Below are 19,308 nucleotides of genomic sequence, written 5' to 3' on the forward strand. Positions count from 1 at the left end.
ACGAACGACAGCAGATATTTTTGTGCCAGCCGACTGGACCGTCGAGGATATTTCCGGACATCCCGCAGTGCGATGAGAAAAAGCTTATTCCAAATCGCTTTCAATCCGGCATTCATTTTGTAGGATGGGTGGAGCGAAGCGAAACCCATCGATGGTGGGTTAGGCGTACATCAGCACTGATCGACCGCCGATCACTGTGCTTCGCGTGCGCCGTAACCCACCGAGCAACCTTCAATCGGCGGGTTACGCGGAGCCTGTCGCGAGCGGAGCCGAGGGGCTAACCTACCCTACGATTCATGTTCGCTTGAATGCCGAATGGAATAATTTCAAAACAATTAACCTGGTGAGTACAAATACGTGAACGTTGAAAAACTGGTAAAAGACATACTGAAACAACATTTGCAATTGGGTGATTCCGTTAATCGTTTTACGCCCGAAACTGCATTGTTAGGCGATTTACCGGAACTGGATTCGATGGGTGTCGTTAATATTATTACCGCTATAGAAGAAAGCGTGGGCTGCACAATCGATGACGACGAAATCAGTGCCGATGTCTTTGCTACGTTAGGTTCATTGATGTCGTTTGTCGAGAGCAAGCTATGAATGCTCATCAAGCTCTAGATATTAGCTTGCAACCCTTTTACTTATCCGGCACTCGAGGAAACATTTTTTGCCTGTTTGCGCCGCCCCGAAACAAACAAGCGCCGGTATTGCTTTTTTTACCCTCATTCGCCGAAGAGTTGAATCGCTGCCGCGTCATGGTAGCGCTGCAAGCCAGAAAGCTCGCTGCTCTAGGCGTCGGCAGCCTGCTGATCGACTATTACGGCACCGGCGATAGCCAAGGCGATTTTTCGCAGACCGATTGGCAGCAGTGGAAAGATGACGCCGATACCGCCTACTCCTGGCTGGCGGATCAGGGATATAGCAATATCGGCTTGTGGGGACTTCGCCTGGGTGCATTGCTCGCCACGGAATTGGCGTGCCAACAGCCGGACAGATTCATCCGATTGCTCCTCTGGCAACCGGTGTTGGATGGCTCGGTCCTATTAACGCAATTTTTTCGTATCCGTTTGGCCATGCTGATGGATAGAGGCGAGCCGAAAGAGACCACTAAACAAATGCGAGAGCATTTACGGCAAGGTCACAATCTGGAAGTTGCTGGTTATGAACTAACGCCGCAATTGGTCAGCGCCATAGATGAGAAAAAGCTGTCGAATTACGACATGCTAAACCCCGCTCTACAAATCGATTGGTTCGAGGCGGTTGTCGAAGACGGGCAAACACTGTCGCCCGCCAGCGAAAAAGCCATCGCTGCTTGGCTCGAAAAGGGCATACGCGTTCGGCCCCATACCTATTCCGGCCCTTTCTTCTGGCAGTTGCACGAACGTGAGCTAACTCCAGAGTTAATCGACAAAACCACCGAATTGTTTCGCAACTGACCGATTGTAGGCCTATGAGTCCCGAAGAAATCCCTTTAATCATTAATTGTCACGGCTCGCCGCAAATCGGCATTTTGCACAAACCGTCAAACAGCAAAAATACGGCGGTCGTCGTAGTGGTAGCCGGCGGCCCCCAATACCGGGTCGGCTGTGCCCGGCAACTTATTCTTTGGAGTCGGCGATTAGCGGAGGACGGCTATCCCGTATTGCGATTCGATTATCGCGGCTTTGGTGACAGCGGCGGCGAATTTAAAGGCTTTGAGCATATAGACGATGATATACGCAGCGCAATCGATCAGCTGCAGCAGCAAGTCCCGAACATAGATGACATAGTCTTATGGGCTGAGTGTAATGCCGCCTCGGCGGTAATGATGTACGCCTGGCAAGACAGCCGCGTTAAGCGGCTCATCATGCAGAATCCCTGGGTGCGCAACGAAGCCACACAGGCCCGAACCTACATCAAACACTACTATCTCATGCGGATCATGCAAAAGAGCTTTTGGCTCAAATTGGCTACATTCCGATTCAATCCGCTGACCGCTTTGAGTTCGCTCCTGGATCTATGGCGAACGTCGATGCAAGCCGAGCAGAATTCGAACCGGACCAAAGACCGGGATTTCGACGATCTGGAAACCTATCAGGAAAAAATGCGTGAAGGATTGGCGCGTTTTAACGGCAAGGTTTTGCTGTTTATGAGCGGGTACAGCCTGATAGGCAAGGAATTCGACGAACTCGTAAACCTTTCCGAGCGTTGGCAGGCCATATTGAATAATCTCGATCTAACCCGAATCGACGAGCCCGACGCCGATCATACGTTCTCACGCGCCATCGACCGAGAAAAACTTATCGATAATGCGCTCCGATGGCTGAACGGCGATGTTCGGATCAGTTAGATTCGTTCTGGCATTGATGGTGGTTTTCCATCATCTGTTTCTGCCTGTTCTGATAGGACCCTTCGCGGTATTCGGGTTCTACATGATGAGCGGATATCTGATGAATCTGGTCATGCACGAGAGCTATGGCTTTTCGTTGCGTGGCCGACTCTCTTTCGCCTTGAATCGATTTTTGCGGCTTTATCCTCAATATTGGTTTTCCTGTCTTTTTTCCATCTTCCTGATCGCTTGGCTCGGAGAGGAGCTGACAAAAACTTATCATCATTCCATTTACCGCCCTGCCGAACTTACGGACTATATATTTAATCTTTTGATGATATTTCCGGGTTGGTACCCTGTGGACGTCAATCCTCGCCTGGTTCCTCCGACCTGGGCGATAACGGTCGAGTTGTTTTTTTACGCGACCATTTGCATGGGGATCGCCAAAACCGCGGCAAGAACACTCGTCTGGTTTCTGGTATCCGTCGCTTATTTTGCCGTTTCATATCAGATGAATTGGCCGGATGCCGACCGTTATTTCCCGATTCCCGCAGCGTCCTTGCCATTCTCGATCGGAGCCGCTCTTTATTTTCTATCGAAGCACGGCGCCATAACGAACTTTTTCAAAACCTATTCTCCGTCGTCCGACTTTTATTTATCGATACTCCTGATCAATGCCGCGTTTTCAGTTGCTCTCACTAAGCTGAACGGCGATAGCGCCTCTATCGGCGACATCGCTTTTTATATCAATTTGTTGGTCTGTTTTCTTCTCTATCTGAACATCATCAACGGCAGAACTTTGGGAGTCGTGAACAAGTTTGTCGACAAGCTACTCGGTGATCTTTCATACCCATTTTATTTGTTGCATTGGCAAGTCGGCCTGGTCGCCTCCTATTTTCTCTTTTCGAAACCGCTGCATGAGTTCTCCTTAAATGGACTGATCAGCGTATCGGCTTCGATCATCCTGCTGTTTGTCATTTCATTGGGCTTGATCGCGTTGATCGACAAACCGATTCAATTGCTAAGAGCGAAAATCAAAAAACGACATTCCGACTCACGTGCATCGGGGTATCCGCTGCCCCGGCGGGAGAGCATCTCGCCGAGCGGTCAAGATTTGCGTCAGGAACTCGCGGCGCGCCCGGCCAAGTGCGCGATGCAGGCCGATCTACAGCAATTTCGAGCCGATGGAGAACCGGATTTCATGACAAGCGGCGAGTTGTCGAACGATAAATTCCGGGGCGGAACCGATTAGCGCGGTTCGAGCTTTCTACCGGCGAGTATCGAAATGCCCTTCTTCTTCCGGCAGGAACGCATCAAGATGACAAGGGCGATTCGAGACCGCGGGTTAAATGCCGAACACCAAGGCTGCGAGACGATGAGACTTAATTACCCTCGGGTTGTTTGCTACACGAAAGTTGACCTGTGACCACCGTAAAAAAATCGCTTGTCTATTCCCTGGCCGACACTTATCTGCAAGTCGCCATTCAGCTCGGCTCCAGCATGATCCTCGCCCGCCTGCTCACGCCGAATGAAATCGGTGTTTTCTCCGTCGGCGCGGCCGTTCTCGCGATCGCCCACATGCTCCGGGATTTCGGCGTGGGCAGCTACATCATCCAGGAAAAAAATCTTACCAAAGACCGTCTTAAAGCCGCGTTCGGCATCACCATGCTGGCCGCATGGAGCATCGCCCTTGGCCTGTACCTTTCTAGGCATGTCATCGCCGATTTCTACCGTGAACCGGCATTGGTGCAAATCATGGCCTGGATGAGCCTCAATTTCGTCATCATCCCCTTCAGCTCGCCGGTACTGGCCCTGTTCAAACGCGAGATGAAGTTTCATCTGCTGATGTATATAGGCCTCATCAGCACCATCGCTTCCGCCGGAACGAGCATCTATTTGGCCTATCAGGGCCATGGCTTCATGAGCCTGGTCTGGGGCTCCTTGGTCAATATCTTGACCACCGCGCTGACGGCGACAGCCCTTAGACCCAAAGACTCGTTTGTCTTACCGAGCTTAAAGGGAAGTAAGCATGTATTTTCGTTCAGTGGAAAATCGAGCCTAACCAACGTTCTCGGGCAAGTTGGCTACAACGTTGCTGAGTTAGTGATAGGAAAATCTCTCGGCTTTTCCAACGTCGCGATCTACAGCAAAGCGCAGACCATAGTCAGTATGTTCTCACAGCAGTTCATGGGTTCTATACGGAATGTCTATTACCCGGTGATTGCTCAGCAAAATCGCGAGAACAAACCCCTTGGCCCGGCTTTTCTCAATGCCACTGTCTATGTTACGTCTATAGCTTTTCCCTTTTACGGATTCCTCGCCCTTTATGCCGACGAAATCATATTATTAATGTTCGGCGACCAGTGGTTGGCATCTGCGGAAATCATAAGAATTCTGGCGTTAGGAGGCGTAATTTTTTCCATGTGGTCCTTTGCCCCTAATACATTATATGCGCTCAATAAACCGGGATTGGTTTTGAAAGCCGAAATTTTAATTCAAAGCTTAAGAGTTCTCGCCATAATTCCAGCTGCATCTATTTCTTTGAGTGCCCTCGCCCTGGCGCAGGTTGCAATCTACGTTATCAGCTTTATTATTTACCTCTTTATACTCTCTCCTCTCATAGAGCTAAAGTTTTGGCGATTCCTCTTTCAATCCACAATACCTGGATGCCTCATTACGATTATTTCTCTAACTGCCCCGCTTTACATGAAGCAAAGCCTCGCCACTGACATAGACAACTCGTTTCTCCTGCTAGCATTGGCGGGAACAACATTCACTCTATCCTGGTTAACATCCATGTTTTTGACAAAACATCCGGTCAGAAAAGAAATAGTCAGTTTGCTCTTTTTAAGAAAGGCAACCACATGATTTTCATTTGCTGTTAACAGCCCAGTTATTTTGATGCTTTATACCTTTTATAAGGTACGACAAACCCGTTTGATGACATATGCGGTAAAGGACCAAATAGAAAATAAAACTCTGTAGCTTAACAATATATTTGGACAAATTAAGGCTTATGATGCACTTCAGCAAAAACTCAAATTTGAAGAACATCTTCCCCCATTGAGAGGTGGGCTGCTTCACCTAATTTTATAAATTTTATAATAATCATTCATATTATCTTTATAGTCGAAGCAGATAATACTTCATTAAACAGACAAATATCGGCTATCGTTGCTAGAAGAAGCGAGACGAATATAACGATTGCGACGACAACATTGTAAGCAGCCGGAGCCAATCTTATACCTCTAAGATGTTGTCGAAAAGTTATTCTCTAAACTGGATAAACCATTGAAATATAGACGCCGATGAGACCCGAAATTTCCGTCGCCATCCCCGTTTACAACCGCGCCGATTATCTCAAGGAAACTCTAGATTCGGTCTTGAATCAGACCTATCCACCTGCCGAGGTCGTCGTGGTGGACGACGGATCGACGGATCATACGCCCGAGGTGTTAGCGAGTTACGGCAAGCGTATCAAATCGATCCGCATAGAAAATTCCGGGCCCGGCATCGCCCGAAAAACAGCTGCCGAAGCGACTACTTGCCCCTGGCTGGCATTTTGCGATAGCGACGATATTTGGCTTCCGGAGCACCTGCAACGCCGAGTTTCTTTACTTGACAAGCATCCGGAGGTCGATTTCAGTTTTTCCGATTTAATTCCGTTCGGGCCATCCGCTCTGCCCGATCGCACTTATTTTTCCGACGCACCCGAAAATTGGTGGCAACGTTTTGGCACTCCAGACGCCGATAATTGCATTGTCATGGGAAACGACGCCTATCGCTCTTTTTTGGTGTTTAACCCCGGTTCACCCGTCACTACTGTGATGACCCGCGATTTATACGACAAGATCGGTGGAATCGATCCCCGTTATTCCCATATGGTAGCCCAAGATGCCGATGTGGCGCTGAAAGCGGCGTTACACGGCTATGTACTTTGCGATCTCACCGCAACTGCAAAACAGCGCCGGCATACAGGCAATAGATCGGCCGCGATTCTAAAAAGCTATCTCGGCGCTTGCCGGATCAGAGAAGATCACATTAAGTTGAAAGTTGCGCCCGATCAGCATCACGATGCAGTCGATGACGCCATACGAGTCATGCTGCAAAACGCTTTTCTGGCGGCGTATTACGCAGAGGACGAAAAGGCTTTAAGAGAAATCGTCGGCAGACTCGGCTTCGCCCGATTAACCACAAAGAACAAACTGCGGTTTATCCGATCCCTCCTGCGCCGCGCTTTTTGAGTTTTATGATCACATTACTTCAGAACATCAAATATCACCCGGCCGTTTCCGATCAGGTTCGTCGTTATTATCGATTCCGCTGCCGAAATTTAAAAAAAATGGTTTTTGTCGCCACCACCGGCCGCAGCGGAACGATGACCTTGGGCGACATTTTCAACGCCATCCCCGGCTGCAAAGCGGAACACGAACCGTATCCCGCGATGTTCGACGACGTACTTACCGCAAAATCCCTAGGTAATGAGGATTACGTCAGAAATATTTACTGGCGAATCAAGTCGATCAATCTTTGGCGCGCCGCCTCGGGATACGAATTTTATTTCGAATCCAACCACATGTTCGTTAAGACCTATATCGAATATGCGACACAGGACTTCGGCGAGAGGGCTTTGATTATTCACCTGGTGCGCGATCCGGTGAAAGTGGCGAATTCCATTTACGCTTTGCAGGATTTTCCGGGAACGGTCGAAGGCAATAAATGGTGGCTCGATTACAGGACAGCGGACAATTTACTGGCCATCGCGGATATTCTCGATGCCGACGAGGAGTTCAGGCATCCGTTTTATAAGGGCCTTTGGTACTGGTACGAAATAGAGGCGCGCATCGCCTCGTGGAAACAAAAGCTGCCCCAGGTGACGTTCTTGCATTTTCGGACGGAAGATTTTAACGACCACGAAAAAACCTGCACGCTCCTAAGAGACATCGGTGTTGACTTCGATCCCGATCGGGTCGCGGCGAGGATCAGCACGAAATCGAACACCCGCCCCGATCAAAAAATTGCCGAGCCCTTGCCGGCCAGCGAAGCCGCGGAACGGCATCAGCGCTTTCGTGAATTCTTACTGGCCCGGGGTTTGATCGCTTAACGCCTTTATGAAAGATCCTTATCGCGTGCTCGTTCTGGATGCCGATTTCGTTTCTTGTTTGCCTATCGTTCGTTCACTGGGGCGGCGAGGGATCGTTTGTGATATTGCAAGCCCTCACTCCGCGCCCATAGCCCGATATTCCCGATACGCCAATAAGCATTGGCAATATCCCGATCCGCTGACTCAGGGCGCTGCTTTCGTCGATTATCTTGCCGAGCACCTGAGCAAGGTCTCGTATTCCCTGGTCATCCCGGTCACCGAACGAACGCTTGTTCCTTTGGCGCGCTCGCCAAAAATGGCGCCGTTTGCCGATCTATTGGCGATCGCTCCGAGGAACAGTCTGAACAAGGTGCTGGACAAAGCCGAAACCATGGCGCTTGCACGACAGTGTGACGTGCCGACACCCTTCAGCTACCCGATTGCGCGGGCCGAGGAGTTATCGGAGTTCGTCGGCGAACTGGAATATCCGGTCGTACTGAAGCCGGCCCACTCGATATCCGGCGGAGATGACCGTCGGCCCTTGAACGTCGCTTATGCGCACGACGACGGAGAACTTTTCAAATTAGCGCAGTCGATGTTGGACCATGGTCCGTTCTTGCTCCAGCAATATGCGCGAGGCGTCGGCGCCGGTATCGAGCTGTTGGCGAACCACGGCGAAATCGTTTATGCGTTTCAACACGAACGTTTGCATGAGTTGCCTTTAACCGGCGGCGGCAGCTGCTATCGCAAGAGCGTCGCCGTCAACCCGGTCCTGCTTGCCGCCTCGCGGAGATTGATCAAGGCGCTGGACTGGCACGGCGTGGCGATGGTCGAATTCAAATGGAACCCCGCGACCGGCGAATACTGGTTGATGGAAATCAATGGGCGTTTTTGGGGATCTTTGCCTTTGGCATGTGCGGCCGGCGCCGACTTCCCGGTAAAACTGTTTGATCTGCTGGTTCTGAATCAGTTGCCCACGGATTCGAATTACCGCGAGCATGTTTACTGCCGCAAATTATCGGCGGACGTGTATTGGTACGAGCAAGTGCTGCGCCGCAGCGGCGATCCGAAGCTGGTGGCTTATCCGAGCGCTCGGCAACTGCTTTTAGATGCCTTATTTATATTGCATCCTACCCGCCATTTTTTCGATGTGCAGCAATGGCGCGATCCGCTACCGGGCCTAATGGATTTCGTCGAGCTTCTTAATGGCTACCTTCAGCGGATCCGGGGCATAGTCGGTGATAAATATCTTCTCAAGAGACACGGCTCCACCGGTATGCGCACCGCATTAACACGAAAATTGGGGCAGGCTAAAACCGTTTTATTCGTGTGCTATGGAAATATCAACCGAAGCGCTTTGGCGCAAGCGCTCGCGGAAAATGGCGTCAATCCGTCGAAGATCCGCTTCGATTCAGCGGGTTTTCATCCGGAAGATAACCGTCCCGCCGACCCGAATATGATTAAAGTGGCCCGATCCCATGGGTTCGATATGACGGGCTGTCGTTCCAAGCGCCTCGACAAGCTAACGGTGGACAGCGCCGATATTATTTTCGTTATGGAAGGGCAACAATATCGGCGCTTGGTATCCGAATATCCGGAAGCGAAAGACAGGACTTTTTTACTGGGTAGCCTAACTAAACAGCAATTTTCCGATATCGATATCACCGATCCTTACAATCAGGCGATGTCCGAGTATGAAAACTGCTTCAATCGAATACAACACGCGATCAACGAATTGAGCAGAATTCATCGGTCAAAATAAGGTTACCGTATCGATTTGAAGGACAGCCCAAGGCTGTAAAGCCCCCATTTCAGGGTCGGAAAGACCGCGAAAGCCGACCGCGCGAAACAGCCTGCCGAGATTTTGCGATTTTCGGCCAATAACTCCCCGGTTAGCATTTTTTGGGTATTCGCCAGGCTAACTCGGACATAATCAAGCGCGGGTTTCGCCTTGCAGATCAATAGCAAGCGTTGGTAGACGCTCATCTCCAGCAAGCGTCGGTCGCGTAGACTCATCTTATTGGAGACCGATTCGCCCTGACGCTTTTCAGGAGCAAAGTGGGTTACGCAGATTTCCGGCCGATAGAGTACCGAACCGGAACGCTCGCAAGCCCTGACGAACAAATCGACATCCTCGGCAAAGCGAGTATGTTCCCAAAATCCTTCCAACTCATCTAACAGGTCCGTTGCGAGGATAATGCTGTCCAGATGGGCGTAATCCGGATAGGACAGGATTTGTTCTAGGGATAAGCGATAAACCTCGTGGTTTCCAAGTTTTTCAGCATTCTCTAAATGGCGCTGCACCTGGGTCATATGCCGTTCCATGATGACCTGATTCTGTTCATTTTTAATTTGTAAGCCAGCGATATAAACTCGCTCGCCTTGTTCTTTTAACACCTCCGCGGCAACGGCCAAATGGTCGGTTCCGTGCCAGCAATCGTCGTCGTCGCAAAAGGCAACATACTGCCCCTGCGCATGGCTTAAACCGATGTTTCTAACGGTCGATGGCCCCGAGCCTCCGGTCCCCGCGGCATTGATCGCGTGCCAGCGATAGCGTTGATCGTATTGACCAAGCAACGCTTGATGGCCGTCTCGAATGGATTGGGATGATCCGTCATCCAAAACCAGCACTTCGTAATCGGCGTATGTTTGTTGCCAGATTCCGTCCAGGCAGTTTTTTAGCTCCTGACCTCTATTCCGGGTCGGAACGATGATTGAAAAAAAAGGCTTGCTAGTATTCATGACTGAGTATGCTTTTGATTTTTATGTTATCAGGAGCGTCTTGTAAGACTTTGGAATGCCGATCCCGGAACCGAAAGCACGTATCGCCAAAAATATGGATCTTTGCCTTTCATTGCGATGACCGACTCAAAGCAGTCACAAACGAGCCACCGATTATTGGCGATTGGCGGTAGAATTTCAGGGCCGTCATCTCGTCGTATAGCGTCGTGTTCACCCACCAGACCTCCGGGTACCGCGTAGACTGTCCACCTTCCTTGGGCACTTTCGCTGTCCAAATTCGCCCATACTTTCTATCGCTTTTCACATACAACGACAAATTGAAAAGTATAAAGATCGGGAAACAATGCTTTTAACACGCCACCATAAAACGGAAATTTACTACCTATCGCGTCACGATAACGATAGTTCCTATCGATATCAATTAAAGAAAGATTAGCGAAATCAATCAACTCCAAAATATTATGCTTTGTAAACATACGAATATGGGTCTTATCAAATATACCTCTTTCATTGTAAGGCCAATAACCTTTTAAAAAGACATGTATAAAAACATCTATATGCCTAATATTTGGTACTGAAAAGATAACTATTCCTTGAGATTTAAGCTTCGTTGCCAATTCGCCGAGAATACGCCAAGGATTCCTTAAGTGCTCCAAGACATCTCCAATCAATATGACATCAAAGCTCCTTTCCGATATCTGATCAAAAACGGAAACCTCTTCAATATCGCCGACGATCACTTTATCCATGTTCTGCTTAGCCAAGGCTGCCATTTCCGAATCTATTTCAATACCCTCGAAGTAACTTCCCACTTTTTGATTCCTTAAAAATTCAGCATTCGCTCCGGTAGCACAGCCTATATCGAGTATTGAAAGATTATTACCCTTCACATGCCTGAGCAAATCCAGCCTGAGTCCCGTATATGATTTATTGAAACCATCCATTATTGTTCTACCCCCAAAAAATGAGGACCTTTACTTTCACATTGTTTACCATGCTTTTTGATCGTTGGAAGCTCTTGAAGAAGCCTAACTGTCGCCAATAAATAAGCAATTAATAATTTACCATCATGATTAACAATGTAGTCTGCTAACGGTCTGACAATACCTTTAGATAAAAGTAAAGACAACATATAAGAAAAGCTCACCAGTGGAGCTTTTAAATCGACAAGGATACTCGAGCGCTCACGCTCAGACATCTTCTCAACTGATTCCCAATACGAAGAAGAGGTTGAAGGCGGCGACTCTCTTAGATGCACGATCCGTGCATCCGGAATCAGTGCAAAACTACAGTTATGAAATGAAAATCGGTTAATTAAATCATCGTCTTCCCCATACATAAAAAACAACGGATCAAATCCGCCTACCTTCATAAACGCGGAAGCTCTGACCATCCATGCCGCAGCATTAATACCCTTAATCTTATAATAGTCTTTTTTGATTCCGATACATGCATCGGAAAGATATTCCACGGCAAAGCGATTAAGATAATTTCGTTGAGTCTTAATATCTACTCTCTTCAAATCCGGACTGCAATGTAAAGGCGTTGCCAGGCCAAACTCGACATTATCTGAAAGAAAATTTGCCAACTTGCGTATCGCATCTGGCGCTACGTAAGCGTCCTGGTTTAGCAAAAATATGTATTCGGCATTCTTAGAAAGCGCACGAGAAATTCCGATGTTGTTCCCGACTCCAAAGCCTTTATTTTCCGGAAGACTCAATACCTCAACTTCTGGATATTCTTCTTGGACGACATGAACGGTCGAATCCGTTGAGGCATTGTCCACCACGATAACTTGGCTCTGTTCCGTACTGTTTCGCAATGACGATAATGCACGGCGTATCCATTGTTGACCGTTGAAAGTTACTATTACAACATAAATATTGCTCAAATTTTTCTCCTGATATTGATAGGTATATTAAGAATCCGAACTATATCTGACCATGTTTTTTTAAATAGGGCATTCTGAACGATTGGATAATTAAAGAGAATCAATGATATGATCCAATCTGGCAATGCACTGAATGCAACTAATAAATGCAACTCTGTCTGTACGAGGTTCAAGACGGTAAAAATTTGCATGTAGCGAATATACCAAGGGTGAAAGCAAGGTGATGAACGAAACAAATGCACTTTTTTTTCGAAACCAAAGCTCAATGTCCTCAGATTATTCGGAACACAGTGCGCTTTAAATAAATAAAAACAGGGAAGTGCAATAATGGAAATCTTCAAAAAGGCTATATAACCGTAGGATGCGGTGAACGAGCGGAACTGCATCAATCGTGACCCTTCCCATCGCAGATCGCGTCTCTGGGAGCGCCGGAGTCGCCAAGGGACTTTGCACCACGACCCTCTATGGGTCCGATGCTTATCGTTTGGGAGCCGCGTCTTGCCTGCCCGGGTGGTGCCCTATCCCGCTTTTCTATTTCCGTCCAAGGCTATTTCGCTCACGCCGCAGGTTTGGCACGAAGCGTAATAATATAAAATGACGAAAACTTGCAAGGTGCATTGGGGAAGACGTAAAAAATCCTCTCGCGAACTTTCCGATTCGGTTCCGGAACATCGGCGTTCTGCCCGATCATGATTTCATGGACGGGGTCACTGTACTGATACCTCGTGCCGGCGGATCGGCGTCGATGGATAAGAATTCCTGGTTTCCCATTAATGAACATTTTCCAAAAAAGGTTATCGGCATGAGGCAATCTTCCTGGTGGATCAAGCTTTCCCTTCTGGCCGCATTTCTTTATTCCGGTGAGGGCTCGGCGTGGAACAGCGGCAGTCCTACGCAGCAGGAAATCGGCATGCTTCCGCCCTACTGTCAGGCTCAGATGCACACGGACTCGCAACATGTGATCCCCAAATCGGAACAACAAAGACGAAACGAGCACCGCCACTGGCAGAGTATCGTCGGAGAAGGTTATGGCCATGTCCATCACTACTGCTGGGGCCTGAATTACATTAACCGCTACTATCGGGACTTCCGTGCCAAGGATCGTGAGGGCTATCTCACAGCGGCTATCAATGATTTCACCTACACCATCACAAGGGTGCCGAACACGTTCCCCCTGCTCCCCGAGATGTTGACCACCCGTGGAAAAACGTTTGCCATGATGCAAAAGCCGGGCGATGCGTTCAAGGACCTGCGGAAGGCCCTCCAGCTAAAACCGAAATATGAAAGGGCCTATATCGTGCTCGCTGATTTATACGAAAAAGCCGGACAACAGGATGCGGCCAAGGAAGTAATACAGTTGGGATTACGCTATATTCCGAATTCGAAATTGCTGTTGAAGCGGTCCAAGGCAGTAGGCTCGACTTCAACGCAACCAAAAAATGGGGAGCGGCCGAAATGAGGATTCGTCTCGGATAATTCAGGGCCGCGCGATTCCCCGCGTGCCGTAACCCGCCGGTTTCGCGGTCTTACTCCATTCGGTATTCGAGTGAACATGAATCGTAGGGTAGGTTAGCCCCTAGAGTGTTTTTCATCCCGGTGTACGGCTTCGTGTCGGGCGGGAAGAATGTAGGTCGGCAATCCCTTCCCAATCGCAAATCGCTTTAGTCGCGACCCTTCCCACAAAGTCCTTTGCCGAGCCGATAAGTCGGCAAGGGATTGCCGACCTACATATCGGGCTTCCTGACACCGAGTCGGACAATGCTCTAGTCTCCGCTCGGGACAGGCCCTTCGACAAGCCTGTCCTGAGCATCGTCGAAGGGCTCAGGACAGGCTCCGCGTAAGCCACCGATTGAAGGTCGCTTGGTGGGTTACGGCGCACGCGAAGCACAGTGATCGGCGGTCGATCAGTGCTGATGTGCGCCTAACCCACCATCGATGGGTTTCGCTTCGCTCTACCCATCCTACAAAATGAATGCCTGATTGAAAGCGATTTGGAATTACTCGCGATAGAGCCTTACAGGCTGGCAAAAAAAGTCAGTAGGCATACATTCAGCCGTAGCTTAGAACCAAGCCAATGATTTACCAGCTTTCAGATAGGGCAGAGTCATAACCAGCCAAGGCACAATAGATACGCACCCATTCCGGTACGATCGCGTCTATTCCGTATCGGGTCACTTCTGCCAAGCCGTTTTCCGCGAGGCTTTTGTAAAGCGCCATATCCGAGGTTACCCGGACTAACTGTTCAGACATGGCATCCGGATCCTCGGGTGGAACCAACAATGCCGTCTTCTCATGCTCAACCATGTAAGGCACGCCCCCAACATGGGTGCTGACGATCGGCAAACCCGACGCCATCCCCTCGAGAATGGAATTGGGCATGTTATCGACGGTGGTCGGATTCAGCATCACGTCTGCCTGCCGGTAAAGTTCGGCCATTTCATCCGGACTCAAGCGTCCGGTGAAGGTCACGTTTTGGCCGATCCCTAGCGCTAACGCTAAATCTTTCAATTCCTGTCGTTGCGGACCTGAACCTGCAATGGAAAGGCGCGCCCCTGGCTTTTCTCGCAGCAACAAAGCGAACGCGCGGAGCGCGGTCGTGAGTCCATAGATCGGTTCCAAATTTCGCGCAATGACGACGTGCGGCCTTTGCGTGTGGAGAGGAGACAATTCGGATTTCGGCCTAAACCGCTTCAAATCGACGATATTGGGCACGACGGTCGTATCGAAGCCAAAGCGTCCGAATACTGCCTGCAAGAACCCGGACGGCACCGCAATTAGGCTCGCTTTTTCGAGGCTGGGCCTGATCCAACGCATCGAACGAACGAAGAAACGCTCGGCCTCTCCCCCTCGATAGTTGAGGACGACGGGAACCTTGTTCAGCCACGCGATCCACAACGCGGGAGCGGCGAACAAATGCCATGACCATCCGGAATTCGCCATGACGTGCAACACGTCAACCTGTCTCGCTACACGCCGGAGTCGGGCTATATAAGCCATTAAACGCGGGACGGCTCGAATGCCCTTAAGCTTTCCCACCCAGGCGGGGCGATAGGGTTCATTCACCCGCACGAGGGTAACGGCGATACCGCGCGAAACGAGCAATTCCATGAGCTGGCGGGTCTGATTCGCCATGCCGCCCGAGGGAGGCGGCAAGGGACCCACTAGGCCGACGCGCAGGGTATTTTCCTCTGGAGCAGGATGATTCGAGTTCGAACCTGCCGCTTTTTTCGACAATAGCATTCAAGCGGCTCGCGAAAAATTGGCGATCAGTCTGGCCATGAACTTCGCCGGCGAACGATCCCAGGGCGTAAACCTCGGCAACTGCCAGATATCGCTTCTGCTATCCGCAACTCCCCGAGTGGTGGAGGCCGCCGCCTGAAATCCCAAGTCCCGAACGATTGCGATCTGATCCCGCTTGTAGTCCTTGACGGGCTTGCCGTTCGGATAGGCAAAGAAGCGAATCTTCTCCTGGATAATGGCTTCGAGCGCAGCCTTTCCTTCTCCGATTTCGCTTCGAGCTTCATCTTCGGACAAATTGGCCAGAATCGGATGATTGACCGTGTGCCCGCCGATTTCCATGCCGTGAGCGTGCATCGCCTTGACTTGCGAAGAGGACATCATCAAGTTGTCCGGCAAATTGCCCGCCAGAGAAGCAATGTGGTCGACGTATTCCGCCCTTTGACGGGTGGGCAGGTGCTTCAGCCGGTTTAGCAGCTCGTGGCCGGTTCGGGCTTTGTCCTCGGGCGTCGCAATCGGGTGGACACCCTGCCCTATCGAAGAAAGATCCAGGCGTTCATCATCCAGTACGCGGACCGATTCGAGCACGGTGTCATTCCACATGCGTCCGCCGTCGAGAAATCCGGTCGCGATAAAAAAGGTAGCCGGCAGATTCCAGCGCTGAAGAATGGAGAGCGCCAGCGTTGCGTTATCCGCATAGCCGTCGTCGAACGTGATGCACACGGCTCTAGGCGGCAGATCGCCAAGGCGCAGGCGGTCCAATGCTTCCGCCAACGGCAACACGTTGAAGTTACGCGCGAGAAGCTCCATTTGCCAACCGAAGGTGTGTGCATCGATTTCGTCCCGGCGCATGAAATCCGGTTCGCTCAACACGCGGTGGTAGATCAGGATCGAAACCTTGCGCTTTTGCCCGAAACCGCACATAAAGCCGCCGGCTGCCTTGAGCAGGCCGAGCGTCATGTTTTCCATTGCTGGATTAACGGATGGCATGGGTTTGGAACCACTGTTCCAGCATCATCAGCACCCAAATCAGTTCGCCGTAGTAGGCGGCGTGAACCGACTGGTGCATGGCGATAGCGTGATCCAGGAATTCCGCCCGGAAATAGCCGCGCCCTTTGAGTTGCTGAATGCTGCCGTAGGCAAGCGCTTTGAGCTCCTCATGATTCTGCAGCCAGATGCCGAAAGGCAGACCGAAACCGTGTTTCGATTTGTTGATGATCTCGGCCGGCAGAAATCCGTGCATTGCCCGTTTGTAGAACCATCTCAGGTTATTGGCCTTCAGCTTGGTTTTAGACGGAATCCTGCAAGACAGCTCGATCACGGCATCGTCCAGCATGGGATAGGCCACCTCGACCCCTGCCAGCTCGCACATCCGGTTGACCTTGACCAAGTCATTGTCATGCAGCGTGATTTTCCAATCCAGATAAAGCATCCGGTTAAGCGGAGAGGCTTCTTTTGGCCTGCGGTAACATGCTTGCTGGATCGACAGAGGCGCGCCGACATCGATCGATGCCAGGAGATCCGGATGGAATATCTCATTCACATCGTGGCGGTGCAGGAAATTGTAATCCTGTAGCCGATCCGGCAGCGGTGTCCCGGCTTGCTCGACGTAACGCCCGGCTTTTCGGACGATGCCTTTCTGCAAAGCCGGCGGGATTCGATTCAAAGCGAACTCGAACGTCTTCCTCAACGGAGAAGGCACTTTCCAGAAATATTCGAACAGCAGTTGCTTGGCATAACGCTCGTTACCGGCGAAAAGCTCATCACCGCCATCGCCACCCAATAAGCGATCCACGCCATGCTCGCGCGCCAGCTTTGCGCAAAAGTAGGCCGGCAAGGCCGATGAGTTGCCGAAAGGCTCGTCGCATGCCGCAGCCACCAAGGGGATGGCGGTCACCGCATCAGCCGGCGTCAAATAGTATTCGTGCTGACGGGTATTGAAATGTTTGGCGGCGGTGCGCGCATAGGCGATTTCGTCATAGCCTTCGACGGGAAAACCGATGGAAAACGTATCGGCCTCACCTTCGCTCTCTCGAGCCAATAGCCCGGAGACCGTAGAACTGTCGAGTCCGCCGCTCAGGAAAGCGCCGATCTTGGACGCGCCGTGCGTTTCCCGCCGCACCGCCTCGGTAAGAAGTTCCAAAAGTTTTGTTCCTTCGCGCTCGACAGCGGCATCGCTGTCCTCCCTGAATTCGGGCAGCCAATAATAGCGGCGGCTCACCGAACCGTCGCGCCAAACGAGGCACTCGCCTCCCTCGAGTTTGTAGACTTTCGCATAAATGGAGCCGGGACTCGGACAGTGATGGAAATAGACGTAATCGAACAGCGCTTGCAGAGAGAGCTCAGTATTCACGCCGGGATGACGGACCAGATCATCCGCGCGAGTCCCGAACACCAGCCCTGCCGGCGTAACGGCATAAAAAAGGTGGCGCTGTCCGATGCGGTCAAGCGCCAGCATTACGCTCTGCGCGTTAACGTCGATGACGGCGAGCACGAAACTCCCTCGCAGGTCTCCGAGAAACCCTTCAGGGTCGGCACGATACGCTTCCGCAACCGACTGGGCCATGCCGTTATCCGTCGCCATTTGCGCATAGCGCCGATTGGTCCAGTAAGGCCGACCGCTGACGACCGTCGTGATCGAGCCGTCACTCGATTGATAGAGCGACGCTTTAGGTCCCACGCAGCCCGCCCTTTCGCCGATCACGGCACGGACCGAATCGGGTCGACCGCTACGGTCCCGGAAGCTCTTGAGAAAATCCGCAGTAGTTTCCTGATCTGCGGGTACCTGATACCAACCCAGCATGTCCTGCATGATCAGTTACTCCGGTTCAGCAGGCTTTCATAAATCGGCTTATAGCGCGAAACGCTGTGCGCCCAAGTGCGTTCTCGCTCCACGTATTCCCGTCCGGCGACTCTAAACCGTGACCACTCGTCCCGGCGATTCAGCGCGCTTACCACCATGTCGGCCAAGGCGCCCGGATCGCCCGCCTTGAATAACCATCCGGTCTCTCCGTGCCGAATCAATTCCCGATGACCGCCCACATCGGACGCGATGACCAATTTTCCGTGAGCCAGGGCTTCCAGCGGCTTCAATGGAGTAACCAACTCGGTCAAGCGCATGGACATGCGGGGATATACGAACAGATCCACCTGGTCGTAATACTTCTGAACCTGATCATGGGGAACGCGACCGGAAAAGATCACTTTCTGGGATAACCCGAGCTCTTGTGCGCGCTGCTTGAGCAGATTCTCCTGGGGACCGCCGCCCACCAAGAGAAGCCGAACCTCGGGATTGACTTCGAGAATTCTAAGCAGAGCCTCCAGCAGCAACATCAGGCCCTCGTACGCGTAGAACGACCCGATAAACCCGAGAACGAGGTTTTCCTCTAACCCCAGCTGCTTCTTCAACTCTGCGTCTGCCGGACCGCTCAGGGAAAAGCGGTTAATATCGACGGCATTGGGTATGACCGTAACGTTTTGCTCGGGAATGCCTCTTTCGACGATGTCTCTCTTGAGTCCTTCGCAGATCGTCGTTACTGCATTGGCCCTTCTGAAGACGTAAGTCTCGAGCGACCGGGTTACGCGGTAGCGCAAACCTCCCTCTCGGCATGTCCTGTGGTCGACTGCGGCATCTTCCCAGAAGGCTCGACATTCGTACACGACGGGAAGGGAAAACCATTGCGCCACGCGCAAAGCTGCCAATCCGTTCAATACGGGCGAATGGGCGTGGATGATATCGGGTTTGACTTCTTCCACGGCTTCGCCGACTCGTTCCGCCAGACTGTTGATGATTGAAAATTGGTTCAGCACAGGCAGGGTGGAAAAAAAACTTTTTGGTTGGGCCGTTCGGTAAAAACGAAAACCGTCCACTTCCTCAACCAGCACGTCGGGTCCCTTTTGCTTCGCCGAGGTGATGTGAAAGGTTTCGAAGCCCAGAGCGCGCTGGTGCTCCAAGATAGCGCGCGTTCTGAACGTGTAGCCGCTATGTAATGGGATCGAATGATCAAGTATATGAAGAATACGCATGGCTGCCTTTTATTAACT

At 51.1% G+C, this 19,308-nt stretch carries 16 protein-coding genes; 9 read left to right on the forward strand and 7 right to left on the reverse strand.

What is annotated here, in order from left to right; translation table 11 throughout:
• The first annotated feature begins 357 nt into the window (after positions 1-357).
• From ACWJJK_RS13210 to ACWJJK_RS13245, 8 genes are all read left to right on the forward strand, one after another.
• Positions 358-603: an acyl carrier protein gene (locus tag ACWJJK_RS13210; protein ID WP_077730104.1), complete on the forward strand. Its 246-nt coding sequence runs from the start codon at positions 358-360 to the stop codon at positions 601-603.
• Entirely contained in the window at positions 600-1,439 is an 840-nt protein-coding gene (locus tag ACWJJK_RS13215) for a hydrolase 2, exosortase A system-associated (RefSeq protein ID WP_077730103.1), read from the forward strand. Before ACWJJK_RS13210 ends, ACWJJK_RS13215 begins: the two co-directional genes overlap by 4 nt.
• Positions 1,440-1,453: 14 nt before the next feature.
• Entirely contained in the window at positions 1,454-2,332 is an 879-nt protein-coding gene (locus ACWJJK_RS13220; RefSeq protein ID WP_133717328.1) for a hydrolase 1, exosortase A system-associated, read from the forward strand.
• Positions 2,316-3,563: an acyltransferase family protein gene (locus ACWJJK_RS13225; protein ID WP_156881034.1), complete on the forward strand. Its 1,248-nt coding sequence runs from the start codon at positions 2,316-2,318 to the stop codon at positions 3,561-3,563. Before ACWJJK_RS13220 ends, ACWJJK_RS13225 begins: the two co-directional genes overlap by 17 nt.
• Before the next feature lie 170 nt (positions 3,564-3,733).
• Positions 3,734-5,179: a lipopolysaccharide biosynthesis protein gene (locus tag ACWJJK_RS13230; protein ID WP_086135599.1), complete on the forward strand. Its 1,446-nt coding sequence runs from the start codon at positions 3,734-3,736 to the stop codon at positions 5,177-5,179.
• Between the two features lie 440 nt (positions 5,180-5,619).
• On the forward strand, positions 5,620-6,555 hold the full coding sequence (locus tag ACWJJK_RS13235; protein WP_086135600.1) for a glycosyltransferase family 2 protein: 936 nt from the start codon (positions 5,620-5,622) through the stop codon (positions 6,553-6,555).
• Between the two features lie 5 nt (positions 6,556-6,560).
• On the forward strand, positions 6,561-7,415 hold the full coding sequence (locus ACWJJK_RS13240) for a sulfotransferase domain-containing protein (RefSeq protein WP_156881035.1): 855 nt from the start codon (positions 6,561-6,563) through the stop codon (positions 7,413-7,415).
• Between the two features lie 7 nt (positions 7,416-7,422).
• Positions 7,423-9,156 (forward strand): arsenate reductase/protein-tyrosine-phosphatase family protein, encoded by a 1,734-nt coding sequence (locus ACWJJK_RS13245; protein ID WP_156881036.1) that lies wholly within the window; start codon positions 7,423-7,425, stop codon positions 9,154-9,156.
• A gap of 2 nt (positions 9,157-9,158) precedes the next feature.
• Here the strand turns inward: ACWJJK_RS13245 and ACWJJK_RS13250 are convergent, their stop codons facing one another.
• From ACWJJK_RS13250 to ACWJJK_RS13260, 3 genes are all read right to left on the reverse strand, one after another.
• Positions 9,159-10,136 carry a glycosyltransferase family 2 protein gene (locus ACWJJK_RS13250; protein WP_156881037.1) on the reverse strand — a complete coding sequence of 326 codons (978 nt, stop codon included), beginning with the start codon at positions 10,134-10,136 and terminating at the stop codon, positions 9,159-9,161.
• 290 nt (positions 10,137-10,426) lie between these two features.
• The gene (locus ACWJJK_RS13255; protein WP_077730094.1) at positions 10,427-11,080 is read right to left on the reverse strand and encodes a class I SAM-dependent methyltransferase; all 654 of its coding nucleotides are present in this window, start codon (positions 11,078-11,080) and stop codon (positions 10,427-10,429) included.
• A complete protein-coding gene (locus ACWJJK_RS13260) occupies positions 11,080-12,027 on the reverse strand; it encodes a glycosyltransferase family 2 protein (RefSeq protein ID WP_156881038.1) in 948 nt (315 codons plus the stop codon). The genes ACWJJK_RS13255 and ACWJJK_RS13260 overlap by 1 nt, the downstream gene beginning before the upstream one ends.
• A 745-nt stretch (positions 12,028-12,772) precedes the next feature.
• Here ACWJJK_RS13260 and ACWJJK_RS13265 point away from each other — a divergent pair.
• A complete protein-coding gene (locus tag ACWJJK_RS13265) occupies positions 12,773-13,486 on the forward strand; it encodes a tetratricopeptide repeat protein (RefSeq protein ID WP_454128159.1) in 714 nt (237 codons plus the stop codon).
• 620 nt (positions 13,487-14,106) lie between these two features.
• Here the strand turns inward: ACWJJK_RS13265 and ACWJJK_RS13270 are convergent.
• Genes ACWJJK_RS13270 through ACWJJK_RS13285 form a run of 4 tightly spaced genes read right to left on the reverse strand, consistent with a single transcriptional unit; the run spans position 14,107 to position 19,290 of the window.
• Positions 14,107-15,267, reverse strand: coding sequence for a glycosyltransferase family 4 protein (locus ACWJJK_RS13270; RefSeq protein ID WP_454128160.1), 1,161 nt, complete (start codon positions 15,265-15,267; stop codon positions 14,107-14,109).
• Positions 15,268-16,224 carry a polysaccharide deacetylase family protein gene (locus ACWJJK_RS13275; protein ID WP_454128161.1) on the reverse strand — a complete coding sequence of 319 codons (957 nt, stop codon included), beginning with the start codon at positions 16,222-16,224 and terminating at the stop codon, positions 15,268-15,270.
• Positions 16,225-16,240: 16 nt separating this feature from the next.
• Complete coding sequence (locus ACWJJK_RS13280; RefSeq protein ID WP_077730090.1) at positions 16,241-18,076, reverse strand: asparagine synthetase B family protein; 1,836 nt, start codon at positions 18,074-18,076, stop codon at positions 16,241-16,243.
• A 2-nt stretch (positions 18,077-18,078) separates the two neighbouring features.
• Positions 18,079-19,290 carry a TIGR04063 family PEP-CTERM/XrtA system glycosyltransferase gene (locus ACWJJK_RS13285; protein ID WP_086135606.1) on the reverse strand — a complete coding sequence of 404 codons (1,212 nt, stop codon included), beginning with the start codon at positions 19,288-19,290 and terminating at the stop codon, positions 18,079-18,081.
• Positions 19,291-19,308 lie beyond the last annotated feature (18 nt).

Source organism: Methylocaldum gracile, from assembly GCF_053646815.1.